The organism is Paracoccus versutus (assembly GCF_029909795.1).
GTDB classification, from domain to species: Bacteria; Pseudomonadota; Alphaproteobacteria; order Rhodobacterales; family Rhodobacteraceae; genus Paracoccus; species Paracoccus versutus.
The window spans coordinates 60,064-81,759 of sequence record NZ_CP038196.1 but is presented as its reverse complement, the minus strand read 5'-3'; the positions used below and the strand labels follow the sequence as shown (position 1 = coordinate 81,759).

Annotated in this window: 21 protein-coding genes; 13 read left to right on the top strand and 8 right to left on the bottom strand. The window is 65.2% G+C overall.

The window, feature by feature from the left end; translation table 11 throughout:
• Window positions 1-57: 57 nt before the first annotated feature.
• From E3U25_RS00415 to E3U25_RS00385, 7 genes are all read left to right on the top strand, one after another.
• Window positions 58-1,605: a cbb3-type cytochrome c oxidase subunit I gene (locus tag E3U25_RS00415; RefSeq protein WP_116221461.1), complete on the top strand. Its 1,548-nt coding sequence runs from the start codon at window positions 58-60 to the stop codon at window positions 1,603-1,605.
• Window positions 1,602-2,222 (top strand): cbb3-type cytochrome c oxidase subunit II, encoded by a 621-nt coding sequence (locus E3U25_RS00410; RefSeq protein ID WP_116221462.1) that lies wholly within the window; start codon window positions 1,602-1,604, stop codon window positions 2,220-2,222. Before E3U25_RS00415 ends, E3U25_RS00410 begins: the two co-directional genes overlap by 4 nt.
• Entirely contained in the window at window positions 2,219-3,469 is a 1,251-nt protein-coding gene (locus tag E3U25_RS00405) for a c-type cytochrome (RefSeq protein WP_166435458.1), read from the top strand. The genes E3U25_RS00410 and E3U25_RS00405 overlap by 4 nt, the downstream gene beginning before the upstream one ends.
• On the top strand, window positions 3,459-4,505 hold the full coding sequence (locus E3U25_RS00400) for a c-type cytochrome (RefSeq protein ID WP_116221463.1): 1,047 nt from the start codon (window positions 3,459-3,461) through the stop codon (window positions 4,503-4,505). Before E3U25_RS00405 ends, E3U25_RS00400 begins: the two co-directional genes overlap by 11 nt.
• Window positions 4,502-6,676 carry a heavy metal translocating P-type ATPase gene (locus E3U25_RS00395; protein ID WP_116221464.1) on the top strand — a complete coding sequence of 725 codons (2,175 nt, stop codon included), beginning with the start codon at window positions 4,502-4,504 and terminating at the stop codon, window positions 6,674-6,676. The genes E3U25_RS00400 and E3U25_RS00395 overlap by 4 nt, the downstream gene beginning before the upstream one ends.
• On the top strand, window positions 6,676-7,191 hold the full coding sequence (locus E3U25_RS00390; protein ID WP_116221465.1) for a L,D-transpeptidase family protein: 516 nt from the start codon (window positions 6,676-6,678) through the stop codon (window positions 7,189-7,191). Before E3U25_RS00395 ends, E3U25_RS00390 begins: the two co-directional genes overlap by 1 nt.
• Window positions 7,192-7,322: 131 nt before the next feature.
• Window positions 7,323-8,276 carry a LysR family transcriptional regulator gene (locus tag E3U25_RS00385; protein ID WP_116221466.1) on the top strand — a complete coding sequence of 318 codons (954 nt, stop codon included), beginning with the start codon at window positions 7,323-7,325 and terminating at the stop codon, window positions 8,274-8,276.
• 5 nt (window positions 8,277-8,281) lie between these two features.
• Here the strand turns inward: E3U25_RS00385 and E3U25_RS00380 are convergent, their stop codons facing one another.
• The 5 genes from E3U25_RS00380 to E3U25_RS00360 form a co-directional block, all read right to left on the bottom strand.
• On the bottom strand, window positions 8,282-8,509 hold the full coding sequence (locus tag E3U25_RS00380) for a DUF2274 domain-containing protein (RefSeq protein ID WP_276330414.1): 228 nt from the start codon (window positions 8,507-8,509) through the stop codon (window positions 8,282-8,284).
• A 428-nt stretch (window positions 8,510-8,937) separates the two neighbouring features.
• Entirely contained in the window at window positions 8,938-9,654 is a 717-nt protein-coding gene (locus tag E3U25_RS00375) for an IS110 family RNA-guided transposase (RefSeq protein ID WP_276330415.1), read from the bottom strand.
• A complete protein-coding gene (locus tag E3U25_RS00370; protein ID WP_116221469.1) occupies window positions 9,632-9,949 on the bottom strand; it encodes a transposase in 318 nt (105 codons plus the stop codon). Before E3U25_RS00370 ends, E3U25_RS00375 begins: the two co-directional genes overlap by 23 nt.
• Window positions 9,946-10,215: a hypothetical protein gene (locus E3U25_RS00365; protein WP_244295030.1), complete on the bottom strand. Its 270-nt coding sequence runs from the start codon at window positions 10,213-10,215 to the stop codon at window positions 9,946-9,948. The genes E3U25_RS00370 and E3U25_RS00365 overlap by 4 nt, the downstream gene beginning before the upstream one ends.
• Before the next feature lie 233 nt (window positions 10,216-10,448).
• On the bottom strand, window positions 10,449-11,441 hold the full coding sequence (locus E3U25_RS00360) for an AraC family transcriptional regulator (RefSeq protein ID WP_244295033.1): 993 nt from the start codon (window positions 11,439-11,441) through the stop codon (window positions 10,449-10,451).
• A gap of 135 nt (window positions 11,442-11,576) precedes the next feature.
• Between E3U25_RS00360 and E3U25_RS00355 the strand changes: the two genes are divergently transcribed.
• The 6 genes from E3U25_RS00355 to E3U25_RS00330 are packed head-to-tail and all read left to right on the top strand — an operon-like array spanning window position 11,577 to window position 18,277.
• Entirely contained in the window at window positions 11,577-13,229 is a 1,653-nt protein-coding gene (locus E3U25_RS00355) for an acyl-CoA synthetase (RefSeq protein WP_116221470.1), read from the top strand.
• A gap of 3 nt (window positions 13,230-13,232) precedes the next feature.
• Window positions 13,233-14,000: an SDR family NAD(P)-dependent oxidoreductase gene (locus tag E3U25_RS00350; protein ID WP_116221471.1), complete on the top strand. Its 768-nt coding sequence runs from the start codon at window positions 13,233-13,235 to the stop codon at window positions 13,998-14,000.
• Window positions 14,001-14,028: 28 nt separating this feature from the next.
• Complete coding sequence (locus E3U25_RS00345; protein WP_116221472.1) at window positions 14,029-15,210, top strand: acetyl-CoA C-acyltransferase; 1,182 nt, start codon at window positions 14,029-14,031, stop codon at window positions 15,208-15,210.
• Window positions 15,207-16,334 carry an acyl-CoA dehydrogenase family protein gene (locus E3U25_RS00340; RefSeq protein WP_116221473.1) on the top strand — a complete coding sequence of 376 codons (1,128 nt, stop codon included), beginning with the start codon at window positions 15,207-15,209 and terminating at the stop codon, window positions 16,332-16,334. The genes E3U25_RS00345 and E3U25_RS00340 overlap by 4 nt, the downstream gene beginning before the upstream one ends.
• Before the next feature lie 2 nt (window positions 16,335-16,336).
• Window positions 16,337-17,488 (top strand): CaiB/BaiF CoA transferase family protein, encoded by a 1,152-nt coding sequence (locus E3U25_RS00335; RefSeq protein WP_116221474.1) that lies wholly within the window; start codon window positions 16,337-16,339, stop codon window positions 17,486-17,488.
• A gap of 24 nt (window positions 17,489-17,512) precedes the next feature.
• Window positions 17,513-18,277 carry an enoyl-CoA hydratase-related protein gene (locus E3U25_RS00330; RefSeq protein WP_116221475.1) on the top strand — a complete coding sequence of 255 codons (765 nt, stop codon included), beginning with the start codon at window positions 17,513-17,515 and terminating at the stop codon, window positions 18,275-18,277.
• Window positions 18,278-18,288: 11 nt separating this feature from the next.
• Here the strand turns inward: E3U25_RS00330 and E3U25_RS00325 are convergent, their stop codons facing one another.
• From E3U25_RS00325 to E3U25_RS00315, 3 genes are all read right to left on the bottom strand, one after another.
• Window positions 18,289-18,966: a TetR/AcrR family transcriptional regulator gene (locus E3U25_RS00325; protein ID WP_116221476.1), complete on the bottom strand. Its 678-nt coding sequence runs from the start codon at window positions 18,964-18,966 to the stop codon at window positions 18,289-18,291.
• A gap of 64 nt (window positions 18,967-19,030) precedes the next feature.
• The gene (locus E3U25_RS00320) at window positions 19,031-20,359 is read right to left on the bottom strand and encodes an aspartate aminotransferase family protein (RefSeq protein WP_116221477.1); all 1,329 of its coding nucleotides are present in this window, start codon (window positions 20,357-20,359) and stop codon (window positions 19,031-19,033) included.
• 23 nt (window positions 20,360-20,382) lie between these two features.
• A complete protein-coding gene (locus E3U25_RS00315; protein ID WP_116221478.1) occupies window positions 20,383-21,669 on the bottom strand; it encodes an amino acid permease in 1,287 nt (428 codons plus the stop codon).
• Window positions 21,670-21,696 lie beyond the last annotated feature (27 nt).

The following is a 21,696-nucleotide window of genomic DNA, read 5'->3' as shown; positions in this document are numbered from 1 at the left end:
TCCCTGACCGGCCGCTCCCGACCCGCCACGGATTCACCGGCACGCACGGGGGGAGACATGCCGATCACGATGGGCCTTTTGCTGGGCCTGAGCTTTGTCGTTTCGCTTCTGGCGCTGAGCTTTCTCATCTGGGCCATCGCCACCAGGCAGTTCGCGCTGGACCGCGCCCATGCCGCGACGGTCTTCGGCAAGGGCGGCGCGGACGGGCCGGATACGGACGGCACCCATCTGTTCGACACGACCGGCATCGACAGGGTCTCGGCCCGGCCCGTGCGGCTGTTGATCCTGGGGGCGATTTTCTGGCTGGTGCTGGGCTCGACCTTCGGGGTCATCGCCTCGCTGAAGCTGCACTGGCCCGACTGGCTGAATCAGGCGGCGCCGCTGACCTTCGGGCGGATGCGGGCGCTGCATCTGAACCTGGTCGCCTATGGCTGGCTGTCGCAGATCGGCATCGCCTGCATGTTCTGGATCCTGCCGCGCATCTTCCGCACGCCGCTGCGCGCGCCGAAGCTGCCGGTGATCGGCTTCTGGATCTGGAATATCGGCGTGGCGCTGGGCGCGCTGGCCTTCTCGCAGGGCTGGACCGATGGCGAGGAATGGCTGGAATTCCCCTGGCAACTCGACACGCTGCTGGTGCTGGCGGGCGTCTTTTTCGTGGTGCCGCTGGTCAAGACCGCCCGCGCCCGCGAAGTCGACCATATCTATGTCACCGGCTGGTATTTCCTGGCCGCGATGGTCTGGTTTCCCTGCCTGTTCTTCATCGCCAACCTGCCCGGCATCCATTACGGGGTCGAAGAGGCGACGGTGAACTGGTGGTTCGCCCATAACGTGCTGGGCCTGTGGCTGACGCCGCTGGGGGTGGGCACGGCCTATTACTTCATCCCCAAGATCATCGGCAAGCCGATCTATTCCTATTCGCTGTCGCTGATCGGCTTCTGGGGGCTGGCGCTGTTCTACAGCCAGGTCGGCATCCACCACCTGATCGGCGGGCCGCTGCCGACCTGGGTGGTCACGCTGTCGGTGGTGCATTCGGTGATGATGTTCATCCCGGTGATCGCGGTGGCGATCAACCAGCATGTCACCGTCGCGCGCAACCTGTGGGCGCTGAAGGAATCGCTGCCGCTGCGCTTCATCTCGTTCGGGGCGGTGATGTATACGCTGGCCTCGTTCCAGGGCTCGATCGAGGCGCTGCGCTCGGTCAACACCATCACCCATTTCACCCATTACACCGTCGGCCACGCGCATCTGGGCGCCTATGCCTTCGTTTCCATCGTGATGTTCGGCGCGGCCTATCACATCATGCCGCGCATGATGGGGCGCGACTTCGCCCATCCCGGCCTGATCCGGCTGCATTTCTGGCTGGTGGTCGTGGGCTTTGCGATCTACTTCTTCGCGCTGACCATCGGCGGCCTGCTGCAAGGGCTGGCCATGCTGGACGCAACCCGCAGCTTTGCGGAAAGCGTGATCCTGACCAAGCCTTGGCTCGAGGCCCGCTCGGTCGGCGGCACGATGATGACGCTGGGCCATATCCTTTTCGCAATCAACATCATCGGCATCCTGCGCAAGCCGCGCGCGATCGCCCAAAGCGCGGTGGCAGCAGAATGAACCGCTACCTTCCCCTTGTCCTCATCGCCTTCGGCATTCTGGCTTTCGCGACGCTGATGCTGGTCATCGCGCCCGGCATCCAGATGGCGCAGCGCAGCGTCCCCGAGGGGCTGCGCCCCTATTCCGAGCAGGAGAGCCGCGGCCGCGAGCAATATGTCAGCCTCGGCTGCGTCTATTGCCACAGCCAGCAGCCGCGCTCGCCCGATCAGGCCCCGGATGTGGAACGGGGCTGGGGCCGTCCCTCGGTCGCGGGCGATTACGTCTTCGACCAGCCGCACCAGCTTGGTACCATGCGCACCGGGCCGGACCTGCTGAACGTGGGCGTGCGGCTGCCCTCGGAAAGCTGGCACCTGACCCATCTCTATCAGCCGCGCGCGATCTTCGGCTGGTCGATCATGCCGGCCTATCCCTACCTGTTCGAGGAAAAGGCGGAAGCCGGGCCCGAGGATACGGTCGTCGTGCTGCCCGAGGGCGTCGGCCCCGAGAGCGGCGTCGTCGTCGCCCGGCCCGAGGCGCTGGACCTGACCGCCTATCTGCTGGCGCTGGACCGGACCTATCCGATCCCCGAGGACGCCCTGCGCGACGACGGCTATGCCCGCAAGGAGAGCGGATCGTGAACAGGACCAGCAAGCAGACCGCAACCAGGAACGTGAAGCCGGGCGAGGATTTCGAGCCCTGGGAAAGCCATAACCGCGTGCCGCTGCCGGTGATCTGGATCGCGCTGGCCCTGGGCGTCTGGGGCACCGCGCTGCTATTCCAGGACCAGAGCAGCTATGCCGTCGCACAGGGCGACCGCGAGGCGGATGAGGTCGCGGCCCATGACGCGCCCGAGGGCGGCGAGGCGCTGTTTCTGGCCAATTGCTCGACCTGCCACCAGCCGAACGGCGTCGGCGTCAGGCTGGCGGTCCCGCCCCTGCAGGACTCGGAATTCGCCAAGGCCGGGCCCGAGGTCGTGGCGCAGATCATGCTGCGCGGCATCGACGGGCCGATCCGGGTCAAGAGCTTCACCTTCGACGGCCACATGCCCAGCTTTGCCGCCGCGCTGGACGACAGCGAAGTGGCGCAGCTTGCCTCTTACGTCGCGGGCCGCTTCGGCGGCGCGGATGCCGCGCTGGGACGCCATCAAGTCGCGGAACTGCGTGCCGCCCATGCGGGCAGCGGCAGCTGGCAGGGTGGCGAGGAACTGGCCGGGCTGGTGCCGGGCCTGCCCACGCAGCCCGCCATGCCGGCGATAGCCCAGGCCGGGCCGGATCCCGCGATCTCGGACCTGATCTTCGCGGGCAAGGGCGATGTCTGGTCCTGCGCAAGCTGCCATGGCGGGCTGGGGCAGGGGGCCGAGAACACGCCGCGCCTCGCCGGGCTGTCGCAAGGCTATATTGCCAAGCAGTTGCAGGATTTCCGCGAGGGCGAGCGGCAGAACGAGCATATGAGCTTCGTCGCGAAGGGATTGAGCGACGCCGAGATCGAGGGGCTGGCCGCCTATTACGCCGGGCTGCGGGTGGCCTCGACCGCGCAGCCCGCGCTCGGCGGCGATCTGGCGCGGGGCGAACGGATCGCGCTGCAAGGCGACTGGAGCCTTGGGGTTCCGGCCTGCTTCAGCTGCCACGGCCCGTCGGGCTTTGGCGTCGGGGCGGAGTTTCCGGCGCTGGCGGCGCAGCAGCCCGCCTATCTGGCCAGCCAGCTTGCCGCCTGGGCGGGCGGGCATCGCAACAATTCGCCGCTGGGGCTGATGGACCGGATCTCCAAGGCGCTGCCGGAATCCGACCGCCGCGCGGTCGCGGACTATCTCGCCTCGCTTCCGGCCGTTCCGGCGGTCGAGCAGAAGGCGATGGCAAGGATCGAAGGGGGCGGGGATGAGCTCTGAACATCAAGAGGATGCGGGCCAGGGCCGCAGCGCGAAACGGCTGATCCTTGCGGCGGGCGGCGGGCTGGCGCTGGTCGCCCTGGGCGCGCTGGCGCTGGAAAGCGGCTGGGTGCCCGGCTGGATCAGCGGGCGCGAGACGGTCGAGGACATGGCGCAGAGCGACTATTTCCAGCCGCCCTCCGATGCGGATATCCCCGACAGCCCCTTCGGCGAGGCTGTCAGACGGGGCCGGGACATCTTCATGAACACCTCGACCAATGCCGGGGAATATGTCGGCAACGGGCTGGCCTGCTCGAACTGTCACCTGGACGGCGGGCGCCAGCCGTTGTCGGCGCCGATGTGGGCGGCCTGGACGCGCTATCCGATGTATCGCAAGAAGAACGACCAGATCAACACCATGGAAGACCGGGTGATGGGCTGCTTCACCTTCTCGATGAACGCCCAACACTCGGTGGCGGGTGGCCCACCGCCGCATGGCAGCGACATCTATCGCGACCTCGAAAGCTATTTCTACTGGCTTGCCACCGGCGCGCCGACCAATGTGCCGATGGACGGGAACGGCTTTGGCAAGGTGGCCAAGACCGACCTGGGCTATTCGCCCGAGCGCGGGGCCGAGGTCTTTGCCGCCAATTGCGCTGTCTGCCACGGCCCGGACGGGCATGGCCAGACCGATGCCAACGGTCGCATCGTCTTTCCGCCGCTCTGGGGCCCGAACAGCTACAACTGGGGCGCGGGCATGGCGCGGATCGATACGGCGGCGGCCTTCGTCAAGAACAACATGCCCCTGTCGCAGCCCGGCAAGCTGAGCGACCAGGAAGCCTGGGACGTGGCCGCCTTCGTCAACAGTCATGAGCGCCCGAAAGATGCGCGGCAGGGCGACATGACCATCGAGGAAACCCGCCAGCGCTTCCATGACGGGGATCAGATCTATTACGGTCAGAAGGTGAATGGAGTGCTTCTTGGTGTCGGCACTCCGGATCCCGAACGGCCCGTCGGAGCGCCCGAGCTTCCCATCGGCCCGACGCCGCTCGAATGACCCGGCAGTTGTTCGGCATCGACGGGCTGGCCTGCGCGGGTTGCGCGCGCGGGCTGGAGGGGCGGCTCAGGGCGCTGCCCGGCGTCCGGGCAGCGGGGGTGCATTACCTGACCGCCTCGGCACTCATCGACTGGGACGAAAGCCGGGCCAGCCGCGAGGTCCTGGCGGCAGCGGTCGCGAAGGCGGGCTATCGCATGGCCGCCCGCCACCGCCCCGAAGAGATTTCCGCCGCGATGGGGCGCGATCTGCGCCGCCTCGGCATCCGCCTTGCCGTGGCCATCTTCGCCGGCATGTGGTCGATGGTTCCGGCGCTGGTGATCTATTTCACCGTGCTGCCGCCGGGCATGGCCTGGTGGCTGGCCTTCGCCTCCGGGGTTTTCGCGCTGCCGGTGGTGTTCTGGGCCGGGTCGGGCATCCTGTGGATGGGCTGGCGCTCGGTCCTGCTGCGCGCGCCGGGGATGGACCTGCTGATCAGCCTTGGCGCGCTGGCCGCCTGCGCGGTGTCGGTCTGGTCATTGGCGCAGGGCCGGGCCGAGGTCTGGTTCGATACCGCCACCATGCTGGTCGCGCTGCTGCTGTTCGGGCGGCTGGTCGATACCGCGACCCGGCGCAGCGCCGTCGATGCCCTGCGCGCGATGGAGGAGGCCACGCCCGAGATCGCGCTGGTCGAAAACGGTGCCGGCTGGCGGGGACGGCCATGCGCCGGGATCCCCGTCGGTAGCCTCGTCGCCGTCGATGCGGGCGCGCCGGTCGGTATGGACGGGGTGGTGCTGTCGGGCGAAAGCGATATCAGCCGCGCCGTCCTGACGGGCGAATCCGCGCTGGTCACGGTCGGGCCGGGCGACCGGATCGAGGCGGGCGCGCTGAACCTCGGCCGCCGCCTGGTGCTGCGGGTGGAGCGCCCCTTCGGCGACCGCGAAATCGACCGCATGGGCGGCGCCATTGCGCTGGAGATCGCCCGGCGTGGCACGCGACCGACCGCTCCAGACCGTTGGGCGGCGCGACTGTCGCTGGCGATCCCGGCCCTGGCGGGGTTGACCGCGCTGCTGTCCTTCGGCCTTGGGTTGGGACCCGAGGCGGCGCTGATGCGCGGGCTGACGCTGCTGGTCGCGGCCTGTCCCTGCGCCCTGTCCATCGCCCTGCCGCTGGCGCAGATGCGGGCGGCGCAGACCGCCGCGGCACGGGGAATGCGGCTGCGCGATCCCGACGCCTTTGCGGTGCTGGGCCATCTGCGCGCCATCGTCTTCGACAAGACCGGCACGCTGACCACGGGCCGTCCGCAAGTGGCGGAATTGTGCCCGGCTGCGGGCTTCGACAATGCGCAACTGCTGGAACTCGCCGCCCTGGCCGAGACCGGGATCAGCCATCCCATCGCCCGTGCCATCGTCACCGCCCATGGCGGCGAGGCCGGGCCGGGCGGCCAGCGCCTGCCGCGCGGCGCCGAGGCCGAAGATACGGCCGGGCGCATTGTCGAGGTCGGCTCTGCCGGGCAGCCTGACGAATTGGGGCGCACATGGCTGACCGTCCGGCGCGACGGGCGTGAGGTCGGGCGGATCGCGCTGGCCGATACGCCGCGCCCCGAGGCAGCCGGGGTCGTGGCGGACCTGCGGGCGCGGGGCATCGCCCTGCACATGGCCACCGGCGACGGCGCGCCTTCGGCGCTGGCGCTCGCCGCCCGGCTGGGGTTGCCGGCGGAGGCGGTATCGCATGACTGCACCCCGGCGGGAAAGGCGCAACTGCTGCGCGGCTTGCCGCGCCCGGTGGCCTTCGTTGGCGACGGGGTGAACGACGGACCCGCGCTTGCTGCCGCCGACTGCGGCATCTCGGTGGCCGAGGCGCATTCGGCGGCGGCGCAAACGGCGGCGGTGGTTGTGATGTCGGGCGGGCTGACGCGCGTGGCCGAGGCCATTGCGTTGTCACGACGCACCGGTCGGATCGCGCGGCAGAACCTTGCGCTGGCGCTGGTCTATAACGCGCTGATGCTGCCCGCCGCCGCCTTCGGCCTGATCGGCCCGGCACTGGCAGCGGCGGCGATGCTGGCAAGCTCGGTCTCGGTGGTGCTGAACAGCCAGAGGCTGAATGTTGCCTCGGAGGGTGAGCGGCATGTATCGCTAAGCCGTCGAACGACCTGCTATCTACCCGATAAAACCGGAAAACTTGAGAGACCCTGATGCATCGGATCAGCCGCAGGACGTTGAGCCTCCTGCCATTCGCTTTGCTGGCCGCCTGTGGCGGGCCGGAACCCAAGTTCAAGAGATACGACGGCCCGCCCGTCACGCAGATCGTCGTCAACAAGGGCGAACGGCGGATGTATCTGATGAGCGGCCGGATCGTACTGAAGGCCTATGACGTGGGGCTGGGCAACGAACCTGTCGGAACCAAGCGCTTCGAGGGTGATGGCAAGACGCCGGAGGGGGTGTATTTCATCGACCGCTTCAATCCCGACAGCGCCTATCACCTGTCGCTTGGGGTGTCCTATCCGAACAACCTCGATACCGCTTTTGCGCGGTCGCAGGGCCTCGATCCGGGCGGCGATATCTTCATCCACGGCTGGGGCGCCGAGGGCCACCGCCTCGCACCGGGCAAACGCGACTGGACAGCGGGCTGCATAGCGGTTCGGGACGAGGAGATCGAGGAGATCTATGCCATGGTGCAGGGCGGGATCCCGGTTGTCATCAACGGTTAAGGTGATTGAACTCGCGTCTGATTGACAGAGACGAAGGTCCGCCTTGGCACTTCGCGATGGGTTCGAGACCTTAAGCTGTGCTTAAGGTTGGCAACATATTATGCGCTATTACCTTGCCATCGTGCCAATCCATGGCCGAGCGCATGGTGGCCGTTCCGAAAGGAATCAGGATGCCGGATATCGCTTTTGATTTAAGATATCTGCGCTACGCAATCATGGTTGCGCAGCACGGAAGCTTTCGTTCCGCTGCCGAGAGTCTCAATCTTTCGCAGTCTACTGTAAGTCGCCGTGTTCGACTGTTGGAACGAGTGCTCGGGGTGCCGCTGTTTGAGCGGGATCACAAGGGAGCAAAGCTCACTCCCGCCGGTCAGCGTTACATTCAGGATGCCACAGTCGGCGCAAATCTTCTGACCGACGCGATAAGAGACCTCCAGAATATTCACCGCGGCGGGGTGGGAGAGATCAGAATTGGGCTGATGCTGTCTCTGGCGGGTGGATTTCTGGCCGATCTGCTGAAGAGTTTCCGGTCTCGATATCCAGATGCCGAGATCACGGTCGAGGAATTGTCCTCCGATTGCGCCAAGATCGGCCTTTTGTGCAATCGGGTAGATGTGGCCTTCCTGCCCAATGTCGAGGAGATTCCGGGGTGTCAGGCGATCGAACTCTGGGGTGAGCGGGTGTTCTGCGCATTGCCCAAGGATCATCGCCTTGCCGATAGGGAAGCCCTCAGCTGGGAGGACATCGCCGAGGAGGCATTTCTCGTCCCGTCGGGAGGCGCCGGCGCGGAACTCGATGTCTATTTCCTTCGGAAGCTGTCAGGGGGCAAAACCGACGTGCACATGTCGATGCAGTCGGTTGGTCGGGAAAATCTGCTGAACATGGTTTCCGACGGATATGGCGTGGCTTTGTTGTTGTCGTCTGCAACGCAGCAACGGCACGAGGACGTCGCGTTCATCCCGCTGGCGGAGCTTCGGGAGCCGGTCCGGTTCAGCGCGGTATGGTCCCAGACCAACGCGAATCCGGTCGCACAGCGGCTCCTTGAGATGGCCCGCAAGAACGCAGGAAAGCCACGGACCGGCAAATAGCCGGATCACTCCAGGCGATTACCCGTGGGCTTGCCGCGTTTCGCCTTGGCGAACCCGCGATCCGAGGCCAGAAATTTTTCCAGCATCGGCACGATGAGCCTTGCAGGTTCGACCGGCGGCCCCCCGGCTTCGCGACCAAGAATCTGCCCATAAGCGACAAGATCCCGAAACAGCGCCGCAGGCAGCTCCACAGTCATTTTGACCGGCTTGTCGTCGGCGGCCGGCGAACGGATTCTGCTTCAGCACCGCTTTGGCTTGCGAGGCGAGCGCCGCAAGCCATTGCTCATCTATGGACGCCTCCCGGATTGCAAGGCGATTTCTGAGCTGTTTACTGGCAGGCTTGCAGCCATCTATCCGGCCTCTGATTGCAGCACGGTCTTGGCTGCGGACCACCATGAGATCCGTTGAACCCTTGTCCCATCATATCGTCGAGATCGGGGCTCGATGCGCAAACCGGGTTGATCAGGTTCTGGTCTCGCCAGTCATGTCATCTCAGATCACTGCCCTCGCAATTCGTTCGTGCCGGTGCCCCTGGGGCTTAGGCCATCTTGTATTCGGTCCCTTTTGTGATCATGGACCACATGATCCGGGCCATCTTGTTGGCCACCGCGACCGTGACGATGTTGAAGTGACGTCGGTCCAACATTCAGTTGATCCAGTCCTACATTCTACCCTCCCGGCCCCGCGCGATACGAACAACGGCGCGTGCGCCATTGATCAGTTGTCGTCTGAGATAGGTATTACCGCGCTTGGTTATGCCAAAGGTGCGCTCTTTCCCGCCGCTCGAATGCTGTCGCGGTGTTATCCCGAGCCAGGCAGAGAATGAGCTCGCGCGATCAAAGAATCCCCCAGCCGACAAGAACGCGGGCATGGCAGTAGCAATGACAGGCCCCGCCCCCGGCACCTCGCGCAGGCGCCGTGAAACGTCCGCCCCTTTGCACTGTGCCTTCAACCTCTTATCAAGCTCAGCGATGGACTGCTCGTAACCTCGGATCTCGGAGGTGATCATTCCCAGGAGTTCGGCGACCTCCCAAGGCAATGGGCTGTTGCTCTTCTCGACCACCATTAGCAAGAGGTTCAACCCGGCGCGCTGGCTTGCCGAGACAAGCCCGAATTCCGCCAGGTGGCCTCTCAGTGCATTGATCGTGCCGGTGCGCCGCCGGATGAAATGGTCGCGCACCCGGTGTAACATGAACGTCGCTTGCTGCGCTTCGCTCTTCGCAGGGACAAAGCGCATGCCGGGGCGCTGCACCGCTTCGCAGCAGGCTTCTGCGTCGGACGCATCATGCTTGTTGCCCTTCATATAGGGACGAACATATTGGGGTGGCATCAGCCTGACACCACGTCCTCGGACGCTAACCCAGACAACGGCCCCAATAATGCGCCCCCGACCCGGCTTCCATCCCTACCAAGCACGGAGGATGTGCCGCCATCTCGGCCAGAAATGTCGCCCTTGTCAGGCGCTTTCGAAGCACGATCCTGCCTTGATCATCAACTCCATGCAACTGAAACAGGCGCTTCGCAATGTCGATGCCGATAACAGAAATGGTCACGTTCTTCTCCCCGTAAACCAGACCGTCAGTCTGGCGCTGCGCCAAGGGAGGCGTCCATCCCATCATGTCCGTCACCCCGGCCGCCAGCCAGACCCGCGTGTTGGCCGGAACCGGGATCACGCCATCAGACCCCGGATCAGCCGCGCCAGCGCCTTGGGATCGTAGCTCCCGCTGATCCGTATCCTGTGCCCGCCCGCACGCTCGATCTCGATGTGACCGTCTGCGGCAGGTGCTGCAACTGGAGCCTTCGTTTCCGCGAAGATCTCCATCGGCAGAAAGCGCGCCTCCTCCGGCAAGATGGGAGCCGACGCCGGGTCCGACGCATAGCGGGGATCGCGCAGCCATTTGAAGATCAGGTTCGCGTTCACCGCGTAGCGCCGCGCCACCTGGGCCACCGAAACGCCCGGCGCCACCGTCTGGAAACAGATCGACCGCTTCTCTCATCCGTCCAGAGCCGCTTCGTCCGACGCGCCACGCAAGCACCATAATGTCCACTATCGATGGTGGACACTACCGCTCCGTTGCGTCTCATCGTCACCATGCGTCCAAAATACGCCTGTCGGACCTGCACCGATGCCCGCAGATCCCAAGTGGCCAACCTTTTTCTGACGCAGTAAGACTAACGGGAACTGAGCGCCTCAGAACGGAAGGCGCCGGGCGGGATGCCGGCCTGTTTCAGGAAGGCGCGGTGGAAGGCGCTGGGTTCGCCGTAGCCCAGCCGATGCGCGATCTCGGCCACGCTGAGGGGCGTGTCGCGCAACAGCTGGCGGGCGGCGCGCAGGCGGATCTCGGCCCGGATGGCGCCGTAGCCTTGGCCCTCGGCGCGCAAGCGGCGGCGCAGGGTGGCGGGCGACAGGCGCAGATCGGCGGCGAGGCGGTCGAAAACGGGCCAGTCGGCAGGGGGCGCCGCCTGCAGCCGGGCGCGGATACGGGCGGTCAGCCCCTGGTCGTGGCGATAGCGGATCAGGATATTGGCCGGCGCGCCGCGCAGGAAGCCTTGCAGCGCCTTTTCCTGGCGGATGATCGGCAAGGGCAAGTAGCTCGCGGCAAAGCTCAGCCGGCTGGCGGGCTGGTCGAAATGCACCGGCGCGCCGAAGAACTGGAGGTAGTCGCCGCGATCCTCGGGCGCGGCGCAGGCGAAATCGACCCGCATCAGCGGGATGCGCCGGCCGATCAGCCAGCACATCAGCCCGAGCAGGATCAGCCAATAGGTGCGATAGGCGAAGGCGCGGCGGGGCGCGGCGCGGTCGGTGAGGCGGATCTCGGCCAGCCCGTCCTGCACGGAAAGGCTGCCTGTCGGGTCGTCGAGCAGCACGGCGAGGAAACGCAGCGCCCGGCGCAGGGCGTTCTCCAGCGTGCCGGCATGCACGGTCGCCTGGCACAGGAGCTTGAAGCTGCCCGGACGCATGGGCCGCGCGCCCTCGGCGAAGAACTCGTCGCCGACCGCATCCGCGATGGCGAGCCAGAGCCGGCCGTATTGCACGTTCGAGACCGGCTGGCCGCGGTCGTGGATGCCGGCCGCGACCAGGAGCGGCCCCGGGTCGATGCGGCGGCGATAGAGGCAACCCAGCGCGTCCTCGACGAAGCCGGGCGAGATCATGCGGCGTTCCACGGGCGGTCCATCTTGCAAAACCGATCAGATAATCTGGCCGGGAATGACATTGTTTGCAATGCCGGCGGCGCTAAGCTGGCCGGGAACTCGGAGGAGCCGCGCCAAGCTTGGGTTGGGCGGTGGGTGGAGGAACATATGGTGGCGAAGGATCTCGCCCGGTCGCGGCCGGGTTACGAGCAGGCCGTGGCGCGGTTCAGCATCGAGGCGGCGATGGAAGGCTTGCAGGGCGATCTGCAAGGCGGCCTGAACGCTTGCGTCGAATGCTGCGACCGGCATTGCGGCGCGGACCGGGTGGCGCTGCGCTGCGTCTCGGCCGAAGGCGATTTGCGGGACTATACGTTCGAGGAGCTGCGCGACCTGTCGGCGCGGGCCGCGAACCTGTTTCGCGACAAGGGCGTCAAGCCGGGCGACGTGGTGGCCGGGCTTCTGCCGCGCACGGTCGAACTGGTCGCGGTTGTGCTGGGCGCCTGGCGGCTGGGGGCGGTCTATCAGCCGCTGTTCACCGCCTTCGGGCCCAAGGCGATCGAGCACCGGCTGGCGACCAGCGGCGCCAGGCTGGTGGTGACGAATTCCGCCCAGCGGCCGAAGCTGGACGAGATCCCCGACCATCCGCTGGTCGCCACGGTGGGCGAGGCGGTGCCGGCGAGCGACGTGGATTTCCGCGCCGGTCTCAACGCGGCCTCGGACCAGTTCGAGCCGGTGATGCGGCGGGGGGACGATCTGTTCATGATGATGTCGACCTCGGGGACGACCGGCCTGCCCAAGGGTGTGCCGGTGCCGCTGCGGGCGCTCTTGGCCTTTGGCGCCTATATGCGCGAGGCGGTGGACCTGCGCGAGGACGACGTGTTCTGGAACATCGCCGATCCGGGCTGGGCCTACGGGCTTTATTATGCGCTGACCGGCCCCTTGCTGCTGGGGCAGGCGACGATCCTTTACGAGGGCGGGTTCACGGCCGATACGACCTATGGGCTGATCGCGCGGCTGGGGGTGACGAACCTCGCGGGCTCGCCCACCGCCTACCGGATGCTGATCGCGGCCGGGCCGGAGGCGGCCGCCGCGGTCAAGGGCCGGTTGCGCGTGGTCAGTTCCGCCGGCGAGCCGCTGAACCCCGAGATCATCCGCTGGTTCGCCGAGCACCTGGCGGTGCCGATCCATGACCATTACGGCCAGACCGAGATGGGCATGTGCGTGAACAACCACCACGGGCTGGAGCATCCGGTGCGTCCGGGCTCGGCCGGGCTGGCCATGCCCGGCTATCGCGTGGTGGTGCTGGACGAGGCGGGGCGCGAGCTGGGGCCGAACCAGCCCGGCGTGCTGGCCATCGACCTGGAGCAGTCGCCGCTGATGTGGTTTTCCGGCTATCTGAACCAGCCGAAACTGTCGGGGCGCTATTATTCCACCGGCGATTCCGTCGAATTCGAGCCCGACGGCTCGGTCAGTTTCATCGGCCGGGCGGATGACGTGATCACAAGCTCGGGCTATCGCATCGGGCCCTTCGACGTGGAAAGCGCGCTGATCGAGCATCCGGCGGTGATCGAGGCGGCGGTGGTCGGCGTGCCCGACCCCGAGCGGACCGAGATCGTCAAGGCCTTCGTCATCCTGGCGAACGGGGTCGAGGGGACGGATGCGCTGCGCGAGGAATTGCAGGGCCATGTCAAGCGCCGGCTCTCGGCCCATGCCTGGCCGAAACTGCTGGATTTCGTGAGCGAGCTGCCGAAGACGCCCTCGGGCAAGATCCAGCGCTTCATCCTGCGCAGGGCGGAAGTCGAGAAACAGGCGAAGGCGTAAGACATGGATATTCGGGACAAGGTGTTTCTGGTCAGCGGCGCGGGCTCGGGCCTGGGGGCGGCGGTGGCGCGGATGGCGGCCGGCGCCGGCGCGCAGGTCGCGGTGCTGGACGTGAATGCCGAGGCCGGCGAAGCGGTCGCGGCGGAACTGGGCGCGGCGGCACGCTTCCTGCGCTGCGACGTGACCAGCGCCGAGGACGGCGCGGCGGCGGTGGCGGCGGCGGTCGCGGATTTCGGCCGCATCGACGTGGCGGTGAATTGCGCCGGCGTGGCGCCGGGCGAGAAGATCGTCGGCCGCGACGGGCCGCACCGGCTGGAGAGCTTTGCCCGCGCCATCCAGATCAACCTGGTCGGCACCTTCAACATGCTGCGGCTGGCGGCCGATGCCATGGCGAAGAATGCGCCGAATGCCGGGGGCGAGCGCGGGGTGGTGGTGAATACCGCCTCGGTTGCCGCCTATGACGGGCAGATCGGGCAGGCGGCCTATGCCGCCTCGAAGGGCGGCGTCGCGGCGCTGACCCTGCCCGCCGCGCGCGAGCTGGCGCGGCACGGCATCCGCGTCGTCACCATCGCGCCCGGCATCTTTGCCACGCCGATGATGGCCGGGCTGCCGCAAGAGGTGCAGGACAGCCTGGGCGGCACGGTGCCTTTCCCCTCGCGGCTGGGGGACCCGGGCGAATATGCGGCGCTGGTGCGCCATATCGTCGAGAATGCCTATCTGAATGGCGAGGTCATCCGGCTGGATGGCGCGCTGCGCATGGCGCCGAAGTGATGGCGCCCCGAAATCAGGAGATCCGACAATGAGCAGCGATCCGATTGTCATCACCGGCGCGGCGCGCACGCCGATGGGCGGCTTCCAGGGCGATTTCGCCGGGGTCGAGGCCGCCGCGCTGGGCGCGACCGCGATCCGGGCTGCCCTGGCCGGGCTCGACCCGCAGGCGGTGGACGAGATCATCATGGGCTGCGTGCTGCCCGCCGGCCAGGGTCAGGCGCCGGCACGCCAGGCGGCGCTGGGGGCCGGGCTGCCGCTGGGGGCCGGGGCCACCACCGTCAACAAGATGTGCGGATCCGGCATGAAGGCCGCGATGCTGGGCCATGACCTGCTGCTGGCGGGCTCGGTCGATGTCGTGGTCGCGGGCGGCATGGAGAGCATGTCGAACGCGCCCTATCTGCTGCCGAAAGCGCGCGGCGGCTATCGCATGGGGCATGGCCAGGTGCTGGACCACATGTTCCTGGACGGGCTCGAGGATGCCTATGACAAGGGCCGGCTGATGGGCACCTTCGCCGAGGATTGCGCCGAGGCCTATCAGTTCACCCGCGAGGCGCAGGACGAATTCGCCATCAGCTCGCTGACCCGGGCGCAGAAGGCGATTGCCGAGGGGCGTTTCGCGGCGGAAATCGCGCCGGTGACGGTCAAGGGCCGCGGCGGCGACACGCTGGTCGCGATCGACGAACAGCCGGGCAAGGCGCGGCTCGACAAGATCCCCGGCCTGAGGCCGGCCTTCCGCAAGGATGGCACGGTGACGGCGGCGAACAGCAGCTCGATCTCGGACGGGGCGGCGGCGCTGGTGCTGATGCGCCAGTCGCAGGCCGAGCGGCGCGGGCTGACCCCGCGGGCGCGGATCATCGGCCACGCGACATTCGCCGACAAGCCGAACCTGTTCCCGACCGCGCCCATCGGTGCGGTGCGCCGGCTGCTGGAGCGGACCGGCACCGGCCTGGGCGATTACGACCTGTTCGAGGTCAACGAGGCTTTCGCCGTGGTCGCCATGGCGGCGATGCGCGATCTGGGCCTGGCGCATGACGTGGTGAACGTGAACGGCGGCGCCTGCGCGCTGGGCCATCCCATCGGCGCCTCGGGCGCGCGGGTGCTGGTGACGCTGCTGGCGGCGCTGGAAGGGCAGGGGCTGAAGCGCGGCATCGCCACGCTCTGCATCGGCGGCGGCGAGGCGACGGCCATGGCGGTGGAGGTGCTGCAATGATCCTGACCGAGGAACAGGAGGCGATCCGCGAGGCCGCCCGCGATTTCGCGCAAGAACGGCTGGCGCCCGGCGCCGCCGCCCGCGACCGCGCGCATCAGTTCCCGCGCGAGGAGCTGACCGAGATGGGGGCCCTGGGTTTCCTGGGCATGCTGGTGCCCGAGGCGCATGGCGGCTCGGAAACCGGCATGCTGGCCTATGCCCTGGCGCTGGAGGAGATTGCCGCAGCGGACGGGGCGTGCTCGACCATCATGTCGGTGCATAGTTCCGTCGGCTGCGTGCCGATCCTGCGTTTCGGCACGGATGCGCAAAAGGAACGGTTCCTGCCCAGGATGGCCAGCGGCGAATGGATCGGCGGCTTTGCCCTGACCGAGCCGGGGGCGGGGTCGGATGCCTCGGCGCTGAAGACGCGGGCGCGGCGCGAGGGCGAGGATTATGTCATCGACGGCGCCAAGCAGTTCATCACCTCGGGGAAGAACGGCAAGGTGGTGATCGTCTTTGCGGTGACCGATCCCGAGGCCGGCAAGAAGGGCATCTCCGCGTTCATCGTGCCGACGGAGACGCCGGGCTATCAGGTGGTCTCGGTCGAGACGAAGCTGGGCCAGCACAGCTCGGATACCTGCGCGCTGGCGTTTTCCGGCATGCGGGTGCCGGCCGAGAACCGGCTCGGCGCCGAGGGCGAGGGCTACAGGATCGCGCTGTCGAACCTGGAAGGCGGGCGGATCGGCATCGCGGCGCAGGCGGTCGGCATGGCGCGCGGCGCCTATGAGGCGGCGCTGGCCTATGCGCGCGAGCGGGTGACCTTCGGCCGGCCGATTGCCGAGCACCAGGCGGTGGCCTTCAAGCTGGCCGACATGGCGACGCAGATCGACGCGGCCCGGCTGATGGTGCTGCGCGCGGCGAGCCTGCGCGAGGCGGGAAAGCCCTGCCTGCGCGAGGCCTCGATGGCCAAGCTCTTCGCCTCGGAAATGGCCGAGAAGGTCTGCTCGGCCGCGATCCAGATCCATGGCGGCTATGGCTACCTGGCCGATTACCCGGTCGAGCGCATCTATCGCGACGTGCGGGTCTGCCAGATCTACGAGGGCACCAGCGAGGTGCAGCGACTTGTCATTGCGCGGGGGCTCTGACCATGGCGGGTGTGCTTGAAGGACTGAAAGTCGTTGAGCTTGTCGGCCTTGGCCCGGCGCCTTTCGCAGCGATGATGCTGGCAGATCACGGGGCGCAGGTCCTACGGGTGCATCCCTTGCGGCCCCGGCCGGGAATCCCTTCGGTGGACACCCCGGCTGACGTCCTTGCGCGCGGTCGGGATTCGATCGCCGTTGACCTGAAACATCCTGCGGGACGGGGGTTGATCCTTGATGTCCTTAAGAATGCAGATGCCTTTCTCGAAGGATTTCGCCCCGGTGTCACTGAAAGGCTTGGCCTCGGCCCCGGAGACTGCTTGCAGCGGAACCCTCGGTTGGTCTACGGGCGGATGACCGGGTGGGGGCAAGATGGCCCGCTTGCGGCGCGGGCCGGGCATGATCTGAACTATATCTCGCTAAGCGGCGTGCTGGGTGGCATAGGGCCGTCCGAGCGTCCTGTCGTACCGCTGAATCTGCTTGGAGATTTCGGTGGCGGCGGCATGCTGATGGCGTTCGGCCTGTTGGCAGCGGTCCTGAGCGCCCGCACCACTGGCAAGGGGCAGGTGGTTGACACCGCGATGAGCGATGGCGTCGCGATCCTTTCCGCTATGATTCACGGATTTCGGGCCGCGGATAGCTGGCAGCCCGGGCGCGAGCGGAACCTGCTGGATGGCGGCGCTTATTTCTATGGGACGTATCGTTGCGCGGATGGTGGTTTCATAGCCGTCGGAGCGATCGAGCCACAGTTTCACGCTCTTCTCCTCCAAGGGCTCGGATTGGATCCGGCGGATTTCGATCAGATGGATAAATCGCGTTGGCCCGAATATCGCCAGCGTCTGGCCCAGATCGTTGCCAGCAAGCCGCGTGACCATTGGGCTGACCTGTTCGCAAAAACCGATGCCTGCGTCACACCCGTGTTGGACTGGGACGAGGCGGCGGATCATCCCCACAATAGGGCGAGACAAACTTTCGTTCATGTGGCAGGTGTAACACAACCAGCCCCTGCACCGCGATTTGACGGGACACCTGCGCCACAACCGCGGCCTCCGTTGCTGCCTCATGCGTCCCCGGTCGAGGCGCTTGGCGCCTGGGGAGTACCCGCAGACAGAGTAAGAGACCTTGAAGCCAGTAGTGTGCTTGGCTGCTGGAAGCTTTGAATGTGATCTCAGGGAACGCAAGAAATGACCGCACTGATCAAGACAAGCCGGGATGGTGCCGTAGCACTGATACGCCTGAACCGGCCAAAGCAGCTGAACGCGCTGAACTCTGCGCTAGCGGCCGAGATAGTCGCGAAAGTGGCCGATCTGGATCGTGACACCAGTGTCGGCGCAATCGTTATCACCGGATCGGAGCGTGCTTTTGCGGCTGGAGCGGATATCTCCGAAATGGTCAAGAAAACGGCCGAGGAGATGATCGAGGCTGATTTTTTTGCGGAATGGGATCGCTTTACCGCGTGCCGGACGCCGAAAATCGCAGCGGTGAACGGCTATGCGCTTGGTGGCGGGTGCGAACTGATGATGATGTGCGACTTCGCAATTGCCGGACAGGGCGCCAGGTTTGGTCAACCCGAGGTGAAGATCGGTGTGATTGCCGGCATGGGAGGAACGCAACGCATGACGCATCTGATCGGTCGCGCACGTACGATGGATATGCATCTTACCGGGCGCATGATGGATGCGTCCGAGGCGCTGGCGTCGGGGCTTGTTGCCCGTGTCGTGCCGGATTCCGATGTGGTTTCCACCGCAATGGATGCGGCCCACCGGATCGCAAGCTATTCGCGCGCTGCGGTCAGGCAGGCGCGTGACGCTGTCATGCGCGCCGAGGAACTGTCGTTGACCGAGGGACTGAACTACGAGCGCCGCCTGTTCCATCGCCTGTTCGGTACGACCGATCAGCAAGAAGGCATGTCAGCATTTCTGGAGAAACGCCCGGCGCGTTTTGGATAGATCTTGGTCCGTCAGGTCGCTTCGATCTTGCTTGGCATGGAGCCGACTGGCGTCGAAGCCGACTTGACAGTGTACAGAAATGAGTTTGCCATATATTCCGTGAATCGCGGCAGTTGGTCGGCCCAAGGTTTTTGGTATCCGCAGAAAACGGTCAAGCCTTCCAGTGATGCTGTGATGAAGGCCGACAGTTCGCGCGTCCGTTCGGGGCCGAGGCCGGGGTTCACCGCAAGGATCAGCTCGTCGAAATAGCGGTATTGACGCTGATACATGTCGTATAGCCGCTCGGCGACAAATTCATCATGCGCCGACAGCGCCCAGAGTTCCGGGAAAATCCTCGTTGTCCGCTTCGTGCCGATATCCTCTGCAATCATACTAATTAGGTTTACCAGGCGCTTGTCAGGGCTAGCCCCCCCCTCATTTATGGCAAGCGTAAAGGCTTCTTCATAACTCACCATGATTGCATCCAGCAGGGTACGCAGCAGGTCATCCTTCGACTTGAAGTAGTAGCTGATATTGCCTGACATCATGCCGCATTCAGATGCAATGCGACGCATTGTCATGGCCTTGTAGCCATTCTCTACCAAGACCTTTTCGGCGGCTTTGAGGATTTGATCCAGACCGTCGTCGCCGCGTGAGTTGCCGCCATCACGAGATGGTGCTTTGATGGGGGGGACAAAGAAATGGGGCATGACTCTTCGCGCGTTACCTGTGTTCCGTCGGTTCTGGACCGCCGGAGCACAGATTGCAACCCGGTCAGCTGTCCAATATCGCGTCTTCAAGCGCCTCGACGAACAGGTCGGATTCTGCCGCCGTCATCACCAGTGGCGGCCGGAAGCGCAGTGTTGCGCTTTCTTTTCCGGCCATTCCGATCAGGACACACCTGTCGCGCAGCCTGTTGACCAGTTCTACGGCAAAGCCCGGATCCAGCTTGGTCGGATCGTCTGGCGAGATGATGTCCACGCCAACGAAGAACCCGGCGCCACGAACCTCGCCTAGTCGCGGATTGCGTGTGGCAAGGGACAGCAGTCGCTCTTTCACATGCGCTCCGACGCAGCTGGCATGTTCCTGCAACCTCTCACGCTGAAGAATGCGCAGTGTCGCATGCCCAGCGGCTGCGGCAACAGGGTTGCCCGCAAACGTGTTGAAATAGCCCGACTGGTCGCAGAATCGTGTCAGGTAGTCTGATCGAACCGCTAGGCCTCCCATGGGAAACCCATTCCCCATGGGCTTGCCCATGGTCATGATGTCGGGGGAGACACCATGTCGCTGTACGCCCCAGAAGGCATCCCCGGTGCGTGCAAAGCCAGGCTGCACTTCATCGGCGATGAATAATGCACCAGCGGCGCGAGCAGCTTGGATTGCCGTTGCGATTTCTCCCGGTACGCAAGGGCAGACTCCGTCGGATGAGAAGATGCTGTCATATAACAGGGCCGCGGGAGCGATTCCCCGAGACTCCAGCGTCTCAATGGCTCGCTGGACGGCCTGTGTGAAGCCTGCACCTACGCCCTCGGGATAGTTGCGCGAAAGTGGTGCCGGCACGATCACAATATTGTCGGGCGGAGTAGTGCTGCGCATCGAGGAGGGCGACACCGTACAGACCAATCCGGTATTTCCGTGATAGGCGTTTTCGGTGACGATATAGCCTTTACCGCCCGTAACGACCTCGGCGATCCGCATGGCGAGATCGTTTGCCTCGCTGCCTGTGCAGGTCAGGACGATATTGTCCAACCCGGCGGGCATAGTCGCTTTGAGCGCCTCCATATAGGCATCGACGCTTTCCACGATATAGCGTGAATGTGTGTTTAGAACGGCCATCTGCCGTGCAACGGCCTCGACGATCTCGGGGTGGCTGTGGCCGACGGCGGGCACGTTGTTGTAAACATCCAGATAGCGGCGACCATCGCTACCGGTCATCCATGCACCTTCCGCGCTGATCATTTGTACGGGATCGCGATAGAAAAGGACCGCCGAGGCACCGACATTGTCAATGCGCCGCCGGGCTGCATCCGACAGTGCACCGGGGGCGTTGCGAAAGGTATTCAGATCAAGAATAGTTCTTGAAGATGCAGGCTGCTTGCCCATTGTGATCACTCCGGTTCGAAGGGTTATGTGGTTGCCGTATGCGCGCGTGTGCGAGCCAGATAACGATGCATCAGAATTACAGCGAAAGTGGCTGCAACTATCGCCACGGTTATGGCGTCAAGTGCGAAGCAGGCATAGAAGATCAGCGTTGAAAGAATCAGCGTTACGAAACCTGTGACACGCCCGCCGACAGCGCCGTAAGCGCGTGGAACCACTGCGTGGCTGCGGCGCAGGGCAACATAGGCCAGAGCGGTCAACAGGTAGGTTGCCGTAAACATCAACACGATGATCAGGAGCAATTGCTCGGGACTGACCAAGGACAGCAAAAAACCAATGGTAATGACTGCGACAATCGCGACGTAAGGCACGCCGCCCCGGCTAAGTCGCCTAAAAGGCGCGGGTAGGAACCGTCCGCGAGCAAGGTCGAAGATCTGGCGCGACGCCGAGTAGTTGATCGAGAAGAAACTGGCCAACAGCCCTAGGACCGCCCCGGTTCCAATCAAGCCCACGATGAACTTGCTGGCGATGCCATTCGCGCTTAGGGCCGCAAGCAATGGGTCTGCGGCCTCAGAAATAGCCGCTACGCCGCCGGCGCCAGAGGCACTGATCAGCACCCCCAGGCCCGTGCAAGTCAGTACGATCAGCCCCATGGCAAGGCCGCGGGGGACATCGCGGGCAGGAACATCGGCCTCTTCCGAGGCGCAGACTGCCTGTTCCAGCGCGAGATACATCCAAAGCGCATAGGGAATGGCGCTGATGACGCCCTTTGCGCTTATCGTACCAGTTTCGAGAGCAAAGTTGGCAACTGTTATATGGGGCGCTGCGACAAAGGTAAACGTTACCAGCGTCGCAACAGCGATGCTGCCGGTCAGGAGAAGGAACCACATAGTTTCTTTGGTCCCTAGCAACAGAACAAGCAGTATACCGCTGAACAGCGCGATCCTGACCGTCATTCCGTCGATGCCGAAGGTGGAGGTCGCGTAGCCTGCGATAAATGTGCTCACGATTCCAGAGGCCGCGATCATCGCCATTCCGATCGAGACGCTGACCAACCCACCAGCATAATCGCCGAACGCCAGGCCGCAAAAGCGCGCTAACCCGCCTGCACTAGGCCACGTTGCACCCATCTCCGACAGAAGCTGACAGAAGCTGAGATAGAAGAGGAACATGATTGCTGCCGCGATGGCAAAGTTTGCCCAGCCGAACTGCAGCCCAAAGTTCCAGCCAGAAAACTGACCTGCAACGACGATAGAAACGCCCAACATGCCAATGATGGGCCAGCGCAGGGTATGTGTGCGCAATGTTGTCATGGGATCCTCCCGTTAAGAAGATTTCGG

Coding starts and splice junctions, on each gene's coding strand:
- E3U25_RS00415 (WP_116221461.1), top strand. CDS start 58: ATGCCGATCACGATGGGCCTTTTGCTGGGCCTGAGCTTTGTCGTTTCG.
- E3U25_RS00410 (WP_116221462.1), top strand. CDS start 1,602: ATGAACCGCTACCTTCCCCTTGTCCTCATCGCCTTCGGCATTCTGGCT.
- E3U25_RS00400 (WP_116221463.1), top strand. CDS start 3,459: ATGAGCTCTGAACATCAAGAGGATGCGGGCCAGGGCCGCAGCGCGAAA.
- E3U25_RS00395 (WP_116221464.1), top strand. CDS start 4,502: ATGACCCGGCAGTTGTTCGGCATCGACGGGCTGGCCTGCGCGGGTTGC.
- E3U25_RS00390 (WP_116221465.1), top strand. CDS start 6,676: ATGCATCGGATCAGCCGCAGGACGTTGAGCCTCCTGCCATTCGCTTTG.
- E3U25_RS00385 (WP_116221466.1), top strand. CDS start 7,323: ATGGCCGAGCGCATGGTGGCCGTTCCGAAAGGAATCAGGATGCCGGAT.
- E3U25_RS00355 (WP_116221470.1), top strand. CDS start 11,577: ATGGTGGCGAAGGATCTCGCCCGGTCGCGGCCGGGTTACGAGCAGGCC.
- E3U25_RS00350 (WP_116221471.1), top strand. CDS start 13,233: ATGGATATTCGGGACAAGGTGTTTCTGGTCAGCGGCGCGGGCTCGGGC.
- E3U25_RS00345 (WP_116221472.1), top strand. CDS start 14,029: ATGAGCAGCGATCCGATTGTCATCACCGGCGCGGCGCGCACGCCGATG.
- E3U25_RS00340 (WP_116221473.1), top strand. CDS start 15,207: ATGATCCTGACCGAGGAACAGGAGGCGATCCGCGAGGCCGCCCGCGAT.
- E3U25_RS00335 (WP_116221474.1), top strand. CDS start 16,337: ATGGCGGGTGTGCTTGAAGGACTGAAAGTCGTTGAGCTTGTCGGCCTT.
- E3U25_RS00330 (WP_116221475.1), top strand. CDS start 17,513: ATGACCGCACTGATCAAGACAAGCCGGGATGGTGCCGTAGCACTGATA.
- E3U25_RS00325 (WP_116221476.1), bottom strand. CDS start 18,966: ATGCCCCATTTCTTTGTCCCCCCCATCAAAGCACCATCTCGTGATGGC.
- E3U25_RS00320 (WP_116221477.1), bottom strand. CDS start 20,359: ATGGGCAAGCAGCCTGCATCTTCAAGAACTATTCTTGATCTGAATACC.
- E3U25_RS00315 (WP_116221478.1), bottom strand. CDS start 21,669: ATGACAACATTGCGCACACATACCCTGCGCTGGCCCATCATTGGCATG.